This is a genomic window from Phenylobacterium sp. (assembly GCF_044371015.1).
Classification (GTDB): Bacteria; Pseudomonadota; Alphaproteobacteria; order Caulobacterales; family Caulobacteraceae; genus Phenylobacterium.
This window is the reverse complement of the sequence record NZ_JBILUK010000098.1, coordinates 1-11239: the sequence shown is the minus strand read 5'-3', so window position 1 is coordinate 11239 and position 11239 is coordinate 1. Positions and strand designations below refer to the sequence as shown.

Genomic DNA, 11239 nt, shown 5'->3' with positions numbered 1-11239 from the left:
AGCAGAACACAGGAGCGCTAGGCGAGGAACGCGGCTTCTACCTGACTGGTGAAGGTGTCTCGCCGACCGCGCCGATCCTGAGCGTCGGCGGGGCGCAGGTGGTCGATTTGTTCGGAACGCTGAGGGTCGGCGAGGTGCTGCTCTCGGGCCAGCAGGCGGCTTCGTCGGGCCGGATCGCGCGGCTGGAGGGCGACACCAGCACCGGCGAGATCCGCATCAACGGATGCCTGCTCGGGCTGGGTTGCGCGGCGTTCACGCCGGCCCAGCAGTTCCGGCTGGAACAGTTCCGGCCGGCCGCGACGGCAGCGGCGTTGGATCCGCCGGTGCTGTCGCCGCCGCCGCCGGTGGATGACGACGAACGCGAAGCCGAGACGGTGACCACCGGCGCCGGCAACGAAGAGATCTGGAGACGGCCACGATGAGCGACTCCCTGCGTATCGGCTTCTGGAGCGCCGCGATCCTGGCGGCGACGCCCCTGGGCGCGACGGCGGCGACCCCCGAGGTTTTTCCGCTTGGCCAGAGCGGCGGGAGCGGTGCGATCTGCGAGGCGGTGCGCGACTATCAGGACCCGTTGGGGCAGGGCGGGGCCAAGGCCTGGCGGGTCCGCTGCCGTGGGTATTCGACCACGGCGCTGGGGCGAATCTATCAGCTTCCGGCGACCCAGCGCGCCGCCTGGCAGGCCGCACTGGCGACCCGCGCAGACTGCCAGGCTCCAGAGGCGGCGCCGGGCGGGATACCGGGCGAACTGGCGTCGTGCCGGCTGAAGACAGGAAGCACGCCCTATGTGGCGTTCTCGCGGACGCGCGGGGGCGCGCTGGTGGTGGCCGAAGGGCTGGCGCCGCTTTCGGACGTGATTGAGACCGGGTGGAAGGTGGCGCTTGGCGAGGTTCCGCCGCCCAAGAGCACCGAGGTTCGCGCCTCGGCCGCACAAGCGGAGATCGCGGCGGACTTCCCGAACATGGAAGGCCTCGCGGCGGCGGAGACGGCGGCGGCCATTGACCCGGACCGGTTGCGGGCGCGGGGTTACGTGCAGAACAACGAGTGGCGGTTCGATGATGCCGAGACGGTGTTCCGCGGTCTTGTCACCCAGGGCGAGGCCACAGGCGCGGCGCCGGCCCAGCAGGCCGAGGCGCTGCTCAATCTGGCGCTGAACATCTCCAATTCCGGACGGTTCGGAGAGGCCGAGGCCTATCTCGCCGAGGCTGAAGGAATGATCCCGGCCGGTGATGTGGTGCTGGGCGCCCAGGCGGCCAACTATCGGGCGCTGCATGAGCGGAACCGGCGCAATTTCGAGGCGGCCATCGTCTCGGCGCGCAGAGCGCTGACACTGCGCGCCGAGGCGCCGGCGGCGCGTGCAGCGGCGACGTCAACGGCGCCGGGCGGCTCTGGCGTGGTCATTGATCCAGGAACGGCGCGCCGACTGAATACGCCGAACGCGGCGCAGACCCAGGTGGATCCGCCACGGGTCAGCGCCGCCGAGCAACTGGCGGTTCAGGACGCCCAGGCCTGGCACGTGATCGGGTCTTCGCAGGCGGCGCTAGGCAGGTCGGCGGACGCACGGGCCTCGCTGGAACGGGCGCGGCAAATCCTGGCGCGGAGCGCTGCGCTGGGCCGGCTTTCGGCCTGGCTGAGCTCACGGGTCGAGGCGGACACCGCACAGCTCGACATCGCGGCCGGCCGACCCGCCGATGCGGTGAGCCGCTATGGCGCTGCAGTGCGGGCGCTGCGGACACGGCATGCCGGCAGTGCGGCTGAGGCGGCGCTGCTGATGGACCTGGGCGCGGCCCAGACGGCGGCCGGTCAGGAGGCTGCGGCGCTCGACACCTATGCCCGGGCGATGTCGATCTTCCGCGCTGAGCGCGGCGGTCTGGGGGATTCTGCTGACGCAGCAGCAGGTTATCTCGATCTTCTGCTGCGCGTCGCGGCGCGGGACCCGGGGCGGGCGGCGGAGATGGGCGACCGTTACCTGGGCGCAACCCAGACGGTGGTCTCCAGCGCCACGGCCGAGACCGTGAACCGGTTGGCCGCGCGGGTAGCGGCCGGAGATGACCAGATCGCGGGCCTTTCTCGCGCCTTTGAAGATGCGAAGCGGCGGTTGCGCGTCACTGAGAGCCAGATCGCCGCACTGCAGGCGGATGGCCTCTATGAGGGGGAAGTTCAGGCGCAGATGGCGCTGTTGCTCGAGGCGGAGCAGGCCGAAGCCGACGCGCTTGAGGCCCGCATGCTCGCCGCCAATCCGCGCTACAACCAGCTTGTGGCGCCGGGTGCGACGGCGGCGGATCTGCGCAAGGCGCTGAAGCCCGGCGAGGTCTATGTAAAGCTGCTGCCGCTGGCGGGTCGGACCTACGGCGTGCTGTTGTCGTCGGACAAGCTGATCCCCTTTGCGGCGGATATCGGGCGTGGCGACCTGCGGGCCACGGTGGCGCAGCTCCGCCGACCGTTGGAGCCGACCGAGGCGCTGATCCCCTTCGATGCGACGGCCTCCGCGGCGCTGTTCGACAAACTGTTCGGGCCGGTGAAGGCCGAGGTGATGGCCGCGACCCACCTGATCTATGAGGCTGAAGGGCCGCTGGCCTCGTTGCCGGTTTCGTTGCTGGTCACCGATGCAGCCTCCATCCGCAGGGACGCCACGGGCGAGACGGACTATGTGCGCACCGCCTGGCTGGGCGCGAAGGTGGCGTCCTCGCAAGTGGTGTCGGGGGCGAGCTTCCTGCAGTCCCGCGCGTTTGCGCCCTCGGCGGCCAAGCAGCCCTATCTGGGTTTTGGCGACCCCGCGCTCCCGCGTGACGCCAACAGGGCCTTCACCTCGGTGACCCGTTCGCTGCTGCGGCGCAGCGCCCAGGTGGATCGGGTGTGCGGCGAGACCCGCGACGCGCTGATGCGCATCGAGGCGCTGCCCGAAACAGCGGCGGAGGTGCGGGAAATCGGCGCCAGCCTGGGCACGCCGGGTTCGGTGGTGGTCGGAGAGGCGTTCAATGACGTCGCGGTGCGCGAGCGGGCCGACCTCAATGACTATCAGGTGCTCTATTTCGCGACCCACGGCCTGTTGCCCCAGCCTGACGCCTGTCTGCCGGAACCGGCGTTGGTGACCTCGCTCGGAGGCGACGACAGCGATGCGCTGCTCGACACCAGCGAGATCCTCAACCTGAAGATCGACGCCGATCTCGTGGTGCTGGCCGCGTGCGACACCGGCGGCGGCGGCGCGGACGTGACGCGGACCGGCCTTCGGGGCGGCGGCGAAGCGCTGGGCGGTCTGGCGCGGGCGATGGTCTATGCGGGCTCCCGCGCGCTGGTGGTGTCGCACTGGTCGGTGGACTCAGAAGCGTCGGTCCGCCTGATGACCGGCGTCTTCGCCTCCGGCGCGCCGACCATGGCCGAGGCGCTGAAGGTTTCGCAGGCGGCGCTGATCGCAGACCCGAAACAGGCGCACCCATACTTCTGGGCGCCCTTCACGCTTGTGGGCGACGGCGGACGCCCGCTGCCGGCCATGTCGCGGCGCGTGGCGTCGGCGGCGGCGCGGTAGCGCTCACATCCCGGCCAACGCCAGGATCGTGGCCAACGTGACGCCCTTGCCGCGCAGGCTCTCCGGGTTGGATACGTCGATCCATTCGTCGAGCGCGTGGGATCGGCCGCCCTTGCCGCCGGAGCCCAGAGTGACGGCTGGAATGCCCAGGCTGATCGGGATGTTGGAGTCGGTAGAGCCCGAGACCAACAACGGGGCCATGCCGGCGGCGCGGGCCGAAGCGGCAGCCAACTGTACAATCTCGGAATCCCGGCGGGTGGCGCCGGTAGGGCGGTCACCGATCAGCTTGACCTCGGCGGTGACCGGCCCCTGACGGGTGGAGCGAGCGGTGTTTTCGTTCGCGACGGCGGCCTCGACGATGGCCTTGAAGCGGCTCTCGAGTTTTTCAAGTTCCTCGCGGCTCTCCGAACGCATGTCGACCTCGAGCCAGACGGCGTCGGGGATAGAGTTCACCGAGGTGCCGCCACCGACGACGCTGGTCATGTAGGTGGTGCGCGGGACGGCCGGGACCTGGGTCCTGTTCATCTCGACGACGGTGGACCCGAGCGCCGCCATCGGATTGACGAGGCCGAAGGCGCTGTAGGAGTGGCCGCCGGGACCCTTGAAAGTGACGCGGTAGCGCTTGGAGCCGACCGCACCGTAGGTGATGAGTGACGCTTCGATGCCGTCGATGGAGATGAAGGCGGCGACGCGGTCCTTGTAGCGGCCCTCGTGAAACAGGTGACGGATGCCACGCAGGTCTCCAGGGCCTTCTTCGCCGACATTGCCGACGAAGAGGATGTCGCGCTTGGTCTTCACCTTGGCGGCGTCGAGTGCGCGCACGTAGCCGAGGATCAGGGCCAGCGCGTGGCTATCGTCTCCGACGCCGGGCGCCATCAGCCGCATGCCTTCGCGGCGGACACGGACATCGACGCTTTCCGGGAAGACGGTGTCGAGGTGGGCGGCGACCACCAACATCGGACCGCCCGCCTTGCCGGCGCCCCGGCGGAGACCCATCACATTGCCCTCGGCGTCCATCTCCACGTCGGCGAGGCCGTGGGCCTTGAGCATCTCCAGGTAAGCGGCGGCGCGGCGGGCCTCTTTGAAGGGCGGTGCGGGGATCTCGGTGATGGTGATCGTCTCGGCGACGATACGGTCATGGTCACGGGCCAGGGCTTCGGCGGCGGCCTTGAAGCCTGGGCTGCTGCGGACGGCCTGGATCGCCTTGTCGGCCTGAGCCGCGGGAGAGGGTGCAGGTGGCGCTGGCGCGGCGGCGCCCAGGACGGCGGCGGCGAGGGCGACGGCGCACAGGCGAAAGATCATGCGGAACTCCGATTGCGGCGCTTTCATTTCATCCGATCCGTGGGTTCCGCGCCAGGGCCGCTCGACATCCGGACCGCGAGGTCGTTCCATGGCGCAACGACGGGTTCGGGGAGGGCAGGATGACGACGCTGACGCGGGAGGGCGTGGACCTTCACTATGAAGTTCATGGCCAGGGGCCGGTGATCCTGCTGAGCCATGGATACTCGGCGACCAGCGACATGTGGCGCGGCCAGATCGAGCCCCTTTCGAGGGACCACACCGTGGTGGTCTGGGACATGCGCGGGCATGGGCAATCCGACAGCCCGGACGATCCGGCGCTCTATTCGGAAGCGGCGACCGTCGCCGACATGGCGGCGATCCTGGACGCGGTGGGCGCCAAGCGCGCCATTGTGGGCGGCCTCTCACTGGGAGGTTACATGTCGCTGGCCTTCCATCGGGCGCATCCGGAACGTGTGGCGGCGTTGCTCATCATCGACACCGGTCCCGGCTATCGCAATGACGAGGCACGGGAAGGCTGGAACCAGACGGCGCGCAAGACTGGGGATCGGTACGAGACCGAGGGACTGGCGCTGCTGGAGCGCGGTTCGGCTGAGAGGCGGACGGCGCGGCACCGGAGCGCCAAGGGACTGGCCTATGCGGCGCGGGGCATGCTGACCCAGCGAGACGCCGGTGTGATCAACTCGCTGCCCGGCATCTCCGTTCCCAGCCTGGTGATCGTCGGCTCCGAGGATACGCCCTATCTGGCGGCCAGCGACTATATGGCGGCCAAGATCCCCGGCGCGCGCAAGGTGGTGATCGAGGGCGCGGGGCATGCGGCCAACATCGACAGGCCCGAGGCGTTCAACGCTGCGGTGATGGACTTTCTGGGAGGGCTCTCGTGATGAAGGCGAAGCTGATGGGCCGCGCGGCGGCTATGACGATCGCGCTGGCCTGGGCCGGGAGTGCGACCGCCCAGCACGACATGTCGAAGATGACCGGCATGAGCATGGGCATGCCGCCGATGCCGGCGATCTACGGCGGGCAGGCCGACAAGCCGGGGGCGCCGGTCTTCGCCAATCTGGGCGACCACCACATGCCGATCACTGCCAATTCGGAGGCGCAGCGTTACTTCGACCAGGGCGTCAGGCTCGTGTTCGGCTTCAACCACGCCGAGGCGATCCGCTCGTTCCGTGAGGCGGCCAGGCTCGATCCCGACTGCGCCATGTGCTGGTGGGGCGTGGCCTTCGCCCTGGGTTCGAACATCAATCTGGCCATGCAGCCCGACGCCATCGCCCCGGCCTGGACGGCGCTGGAGCGGGCCAAGGCGCTGGCTCCCAAGGCGTCGCCGCGGGAGCAGGCCTGGATCGCTGCGCTGGCCGTACGCTATGCGCCGACCAAGGACGCGGATCGCGCCAAGCTGAACGCCGACTTTGCGGCGGCGATGGGACGGCTTGCGAGGTCCTATCCGGATGACATCGACGCCCAGACCTTCTGGGCCGAGGCGATGATGACCGCCCAGCCCTGGGACTACTGGGAAGCCGACGGCAAGACCCCAAAGGGCCAAGGAGCGCTGATCGTGAGCACGCTGGAGGCGGTGCTGGCCAAGGCGCCGAACCATCCGGGCGCACTGCATCTCTACATCCACGCGGTGGAGGCCTCGACCACGCCGGAACGGGCGGAAGCGGCGGCGGATCGGTTGCTGAAGCTGATGCCCTCGGCCGGGCACATCGTGCATATGCCGAGCCACATTTACTACCGCGTCGGGCGCTATGCCGACGCGGCGGCGGCCAATGAGGCCGCGGCGCTGGTGGACGAGGCCTATATCGCCACATGCAAGGCGCAAGGCTTCTATCCAGCCGGATACTATGGCCACAACATCCACTTCCTGTGGACCTCGCAGGAGATGGAGGGGCGGTTTCAGGGCTCGCTCGATGCGGCGCGGCGGCTGGTGAAGGCGGTGGATGCGCCTAACCAGGCCAAGCGCATGTCAATCGCGGAGCTCTACAATTTCACGCCCATCGTGACGCTGCTGCGGTTCGGGAAGTGGCGAGAGGTACTGGCCGAGCCGCTGCCGGATCGGATGCTGACGCTAGACATGGCGATGTGGCGCTATGCCCGCGCATTCGCCTACGCCAACACCGGCAAGCTCAACGCCGCCAAGGACGAGCGGCGGCGTATCGAGACGCTGACGAAGGCCGACATGGCGCGTTACGACGCTTTTGGGGTTCCGGCGGCGGCGATGATGCAGGTGGCGTTGGCGGCGACCGACGGGGAGATCGCGCGGGCAGCCGGCGACTTCGCGACCGCAGAGGCGCATTTCCGCCGGGCCCAGAAACTGGAACGCGCGCTGCCCTATACCGAGCCCGCCTACTGGCACCGTCCAGTTTCGCATTTGCTGGGCGCGCTGTTGCTGGAGGCTGGAAAGCCCTCCGAGGCGGAAGCGGTCTATCTCGACAGCCTGCACCACTATCGCCGCGACGGCTGGGCGCTAAAGGGCCTGGCCGCCGCCCAGACGGCGCAGGGCAAGACCGCAGAGGCGGCGGCCAGCGAGGCGGCGTTCCGTGAGGCCTGGGTGCGTGCGGATACGGTGATCGGGGGATCGCGGCTCTAGATCGTGAGCCGTTCGTCTCTTTCTACCGGCCAGCCCTGGGAACGCGTCAGGTAGGGCGGATGCTGTTCGCCGCCAAAGGCTAAGGGTGGGTCCGCTCGATAAGGTCCCAGCGGTTGCCGTACAGGTCTTCGAAGACGGCGACGACGCCATAGGGTTCATGACGGGCCGGTTCGAGAAAACGGACGCCGGCGGCGGTCATTCGCCCGTGATCGCGGGCGAAATCGTCGGTCTCCAGGAACAGGAAGACGCGTCCGCCGGACTGATCGCCGATCCGGTCGGCTTGCCCGCCGACGGCCCGAGCGAGCAGGATCGCGGCGTCCGATCCCGGCGGGCGGACCACCACCCAACGCTTGCCCGCACCCTGCGGCGTATCTTCGACAAGGGTGAATCCCAGGCGTTCGATGTAGAACGCCAGGGCTTCGTCATAGTCCCGGACCAGGAGGGCAATGAGGGCGATGCGTTGCATGCGCCTTGATAGCAATCCTTCTGGGCAGACCCTACGACCGGACGACCTCACAAGGGCGCAGGGCGCAATCAGCGATCCAGGGCTGAGCGGATCGCAAGGGCGCCTGCGCGCATTCGGGCCTGGCCGCCAAGGGCGACGTCGGCCGCCGACGTCGGCGTTTCATCCGCCCGCCCATAGAGCCAGCCCTGAGCGTAGTCCACGCCGGCGCGGCGCACGGCGTCCTCGGCTTCAGGCGTTTCCACCATCTCGGCCAGGGTGCGGATCTTGAGTTCCGCGCACATGTTGACCAAGTGGCGCACGAAAGTCGCCTCGCGCCCGCCATGCTGCAGGTCGCGGATGTAGCGCCCATCGATCTTCAAGACATCGAGGCGGAGTTGCTGGAGATAGGCGAGCGAAGCGGCGCCCGCCCCGAAGTCATCGAGACAGATTTCGCAGCCGACCTCCCGGAGCGCCTGCAAGTGGCGATCGGCGACGCCGAGATCCTGGACGGCCGCGCTCTCGGTGAGTTCGAACAAGAGCCGACCGCGCGCCGCCGGATGTTGGCGGATCAGGCTTACCGCGCGGGCCATATAGGCCTCGCTCATGATGCTTCGGCCGGACACGTTGACCGCAAGGACAAGTGACGGATCGCGGTCCAGGACATCGAGCGTCTCTTCGAGGACCGCACCGTCGAGCGGCTCAATCAGGTCCATCTCCTCGGCGAGCCGGATTGCGGGGAAGGGACTGTTGTCCGAGCCGAAGCGGACCAGCACCTCGTGATGGTGCAGAACGCCGTCCCGGAGACTGACAACCGGCTGGTAGTTGAGCTTGAAACGCCGGTGGCGGATCGCCGCACCCAGGGCGCCAGCCTTGGTCAGGGCCTGACGCATGGAGCGTTCGAGCGCTTCCGACAGGTCCGCGGGCAAGACGCGAGACAGGCCGTTTTCCAGGACAAGGTTGAGCGCATAGCGAAGGGCGCGAGCCGTCTGCTTCGGTTGGGACACGCCGCTCATTGCGACGCCGCGCATCATCGGGTCGACACCCTCGATACCGGCGCCATTCAGGACCCGCGTCAGGCGCTGGATCAGGACGTCGGCCGATTCCGCGGCCTCTCGGACCAGGGCGAAGCGATCCTGGCCGAGAGCGGTCGGCGCTTCACCGCGATAGGCCTGGGCGCGCAGAATTCCCGTCAGCAGATCAGCGGCGCCTTCAGGATCGGCCGCGTCCGCCGCAGCGTCGGAAAAGCCTTGAACATCAACGAAGGCGAGTTCCAGACCGTCGGTGGCGCTGGCCAGAAGCTCGGTGGCGCGCTTCTCGAAGCTTTCGCGGCTCTGCACAGCGGCGGATCCGCGGCTCGTGGCGCGGGCAAGCGTGCAGGAAATGGCGCCCTTGTTCTGCGGGAGGCGGATTGCGGTCAGGCTGGCAAAGCGCTGAGGTGGCCCTTCGCCCCTTACGCCCACAACCACCGGCCCGGCCCGACTCGCACCCTCGAGACCCGAGAACAGGGCCTGGACCATGGGATGGTCCTCAATGTGGATCAGGTCTCGCCAGTCATGGCCCTTGAGTTCCGTGTCGGGCACGCCGAGCACCGCTTCGCCCGCGCCGAGCGCAAAGGCGACACGGCCGTCGGTCGCGAGTTCGACCAACAGGTCAGCGGCTGCAAATCCGAAGCCGAGAAATCGGTGGGGCGTGGGCACAGGTGAAGTTCCTCAAGGCCTGACTAGCCTTGGCGTCCTTAAGAACGCGTGTGCGCGGATCCGGCGAACAGGGGTAAAATCCAGTCTGGCACCCTGCGGGGCCGACGGGTCGCCTGGTCTATGAAGACCCATGTGGTGATGATCTGGGCGCACATGGAGCCGTCCGCGGCGTCGATGCGAATGAAGCGATCAAAGCGGGGCCCTTGGGCGGCTTCAGCCACCCAGGTGCGGCCGTAGGCGGTCTCACCAAGCTTGAGTTCGCGGCGGTAGTCGATCTCGTGACGCAGGGCGACCCAGGCGTAGGCGGCCAAGGCCTCCGGCGGCGCGCCACTGCGCCAATGCGCAACACCAAGATCCTGGGCCCAGCGGAGGTAGACCACGTTGTTGACATGGCCATTCTCGTCAATGTCGCCGGGCTCAGGCGCAAAATCGAGCCGATAGACCGTCTGGCCCGGCGGCGGCTCCAACAATCGGCTCACAGCGTTGATCAGGCCTGGAGCAGCCCCTGGTCTTCGAGGAGGGCCTTGAGCTCGCCCGACTGGAACATCTCCTTGACGATATCGCAGCCGCCGACGAACTCACCCTTTACGTAGAGCTGGGGAATGGTCGGCCAGTCGGAGTAGGTCTTGATGCCCTCGCGCAGGGGCTCGCTCTGCAGGACGTCGACGCCCACAAACTCCACGCCGAGGTGGTCGAGAACCTGGACCGTGACGGCGGAGAAGCCGCAGCGCGGCTGTTCAGGCTCGCCCTTCATGAAAAGCACCACGTCGTGCTCAGCAAGCGACTTCGCGATCCAGTCGTGGACGGGATTGGCGGCGGCGGTCTCGGACATGGCGCGCCCTTTCGGCGGGTGTTGTTGCGGGAGAGCTAGGGTCGGTGACACGAGGGGTCAAGGATTGGAACAACGGATCTTGCGGAACTCATTGCAAAGGCGCGGCTGTTTCCAAGGCCAGGGCGTGAAGCTCGCCGCCCATCCTTCCCTTCAATGCAGCGTAGACCAGCTGGTGCTGCTTGACGCGGTTCAGGCCCTGGAAGGCTGCGGAGACAATACGCGCGCGGTAGTGGTCGCCGTCGCCGGCGAGGTCGGTGATCTGGATTTCGGCGTCGGGAAAGCCTTCGCGCAGAGCGGCCTCCAGCGCGTCCGGGGTCATGGGCATTGTGGAGTCCTCAAGAGCCTTTCCCGCTCAGATGGGACGATCTGAGCGGGGTGAAAAGTCCGAAAATCAAGCATCTAGAGCGTCTATTCATCCTTAAGCCGGTTCCCCCATTTCGGAACACGCTCTAGTCGACGATGGCCGAGTAGATAAGGTTCTTGAGCTGGCCGCGGAAGTTGAAGGTGCCCGACGGCATCAGTTGGGTCATGAACACCATCGATAGATCTTCCTTGGGATCGACCAGGAAGATCGTCGAAGCCGCGCCGCCCCAGTAGTAGTCGCCAACACCCAGGCCGCCGGTGCGCACCTGATCCATTGTGGAGGCGAAGCCAAGACCGAAACCGACGCCTTCGTTGGCGGTCTCGGAGAAGCCCCCGATGGCCAACTGAGTGAGATCTTTGCCCGCCGGCAGGTGGTTCATGTGCATGACTTCCAACGTGCGGGGGCCAATGATGCGCTTGCCGTCCAGTTCGCCGCCACGGCGGAGCATCTCGCAGAAGCGCAGATAGTCACTGGTCGTGCCGGTGA

The 11239-nt window shown here is 67.8% G+C and carries 10 protein-coding genes and 1 pseudogene; 4 read left to right on the top strand and 7 right to left on the bottom strand.

Features of this window, described 5'->3' with window-relative positions; translation table 11 throughout:
• Both ACIQ3R_RS09940 and ACIQ3R_RS09935 read left to right on the top strand, forming a co-directional pair.
• A partial coding sequence (locus tag ACIQ3R_RS09940) for a hypothetical protein (RefSeq protein WP_397417925.1) occupies positions 1–422 on the top strand: 422 nt, incomplete at its 5' end.
• A complete protein-coding gene (locus tag ACIQ3R_RS09935; protein ID WP_397417923.1) occupies positions 419–3523 on the top strand; it encodes a CHAT domain-containing protein in 3105 nt (1034 codons plus the stop codon). The genes ACIQ3R_RS09940 and ACIQ3R_RS09935, both read left to right, overlap by 4 nt.
• Before the next feature lie 3 nt (positions 3524–3526).
• Here ACIQ3R_RS09935 and ACIQ3R_RS09930 read toward each other — a convergent pair whose 3' ends face one another.
• Complete coding sequence (locus ACIQ3R_RS09930) at positions 3527–4825, bottom strand: M20/M25/M40 family metallo-hydrolase (protein ID WP_397417921.1); 1299 nt, start codon at positions 4823–4825, stop codon at positions 3527–3529.
• A 119-nt stretch (positions 4826–4944) separates the two neighbouring features.
• Here ACIQ3R_RS09930 and ACIQ3R_RS09925 point away from each other — a divergent pair, with 119 nt between their 5' ends.
• Together ACIQ3R_RS09925 and ACIQ3R_RS09920 are read left to right on the top strand one after the other, a co-directional pair.
• Positions 4945–5706, top strand: a complete 762-nt coding sequence (locus ACIQ3R_RS09925) for an alpha/beta fold hydrolase (RefSeq protein ID WP_397417918.1) — start codon at positions 4945–4947, stop codon at positions 5704–5706.
• On the top strand, positions 5706–7415 hold the full coding sequence (locus ACIQ3R_RS09920) for a hypothetical protein (protein WP_397417916.1): 1710 nt from the start codon (positions 5706–5708) through the stop codon (positions 7413–7415). The genes ACIQ3R_RS09925 and ACIQ3R_RS09920 overlap by 1 nt, the downstream gene beginning before the upstream one ends.
• Before the next feature lie 79 nt (positions 7416–7494).
• Here the strand turns inward: ACIQ3R_RS09920 and ACIQ3R_RS09915 are convergent, their stop codons facing one another.
• From ACIQ3R_RS09915 to ACIQ3R_RS09890, 6 genes and pseudogenes are all read right to left on the bottom strand, one after another.
• Positions 7495–7881 (bottom strand): VOC family protein, encoded by a 387-nt coding sequence (locus ACIQ3R_RS09915; protein WP_397417914.1) that lies wholly within the window; start codon positions 7879–7881, stop codon positions 7495–7497.
• Between the two features lie 68 nt (positions 7882–7949).
• On the bottom strand, positions 7950–9557 hold the full coding sequence (locus tag ACIQ3R_RS09910) for an EAL domain-containing protein (protein WP_397417911.1): 1608 nt from the start codon (positions 9555–9557) through the stop codon (positions 7950–7952).
• 38 nt (positions 9558–9595) lie between these two features.
• The gene (locus ACIQ3R_RS09905) at positions 9596–10036 is read right to left on the bottom strand and encodes an acyl-CoA thioesterase (RefSeq protein ID WP_397417909.1); all 441 of its coding nucleotides are present in this window, start codon (positions 10034–10036) and stop codon (positions 9596–9598) included.
• A gap of 8 nt (positions 10037–10044) precedes the next feature.
• Positions 10045–10389 carry a Grx4 family monothiol glutaredoxin gene (gene grxD, locus ACIQ3R_RS09900; protein WP_397417907.1) on the bottom strand — a complete coding sequence of 115 codons (345 nt, stop codon included), beginning with the start codon at positions 10387–10389 and terminating at the stop codon, positions 10045–10047.
• 88 nt (positions 10390–10477) lie between these two features.
• Positions 10478–10714: a BolA family protein gene (locus ACIQ3R_RS09895; RefSeq protein WP_397417904.1), complete on the bottom strand. Its 237-nt coding sequence runs from the start codon at positions 10712–10714 to the stop codon at positions 10478–10480.
• Between the two features lie 124 nt (positions 10715–10838).
• Positions 10839–11239, bottom strand: a pseudogene (locus ACIQ3R_RS09890) (serine hydrolase); the annotation flags it as partial.

Excerpts from the sequence above, each read along its gene's own strand:
- ACIQ3R_RS09935 (WP_397417923.1), top strand. The coding sequence starts at position 419 with ATGAGCGACTCCCTGCGTATCGGCTTCTGGAGCGCCGCGATCCTGGCG.
- ACIQ3R_RS09930 (WP_397417921.1), bottom strand. The coding sequence starts at position 4,825 with ATGATCTTTCGCCTGTGCGCCGTCGCCCTCGCCGCCGCCGTCCTGGGC.
- ACIQ3R_RS09925 (WP_397417918.1), top strand. The coding sequence starts at position 4,945 with ATGACGACGCTGACGCGGGAGGGCGTGGACCTTCACTATGAAGTTCAT.
- ACIQ3R_RS09920 (WP_397417916.1), top strand. The coding sequence starts at position 5,706 with ATGAAGGCGAAGCTGATGGGCCGCGCGGCGGCTATGACGATCGCGCTG.
- ACIQ3R_RS09915 (WP_397417914.1), bottom strand. The coding sequence starts at position 7,881 with ATGCAACGCATCGCCCTCATTGCCCTCCTGGTCCGGGACTATGACGAA.
- grxD (WP_397417907.1), bottom strand. The coding sequence starts at position 10,389 with ATGTCCGAGACCGCCGCCGCCAATCCCGTCCACGACTGGATCGCGAAG.
- ACIQ3R_RS09895 (WP_397417904.1), bottom strand. The coding sequence starts at position 10,714 with ATGCCCATGACCCCGGACGCGCTGGAGGCCGCTCTGCGCGAAGGCTTT.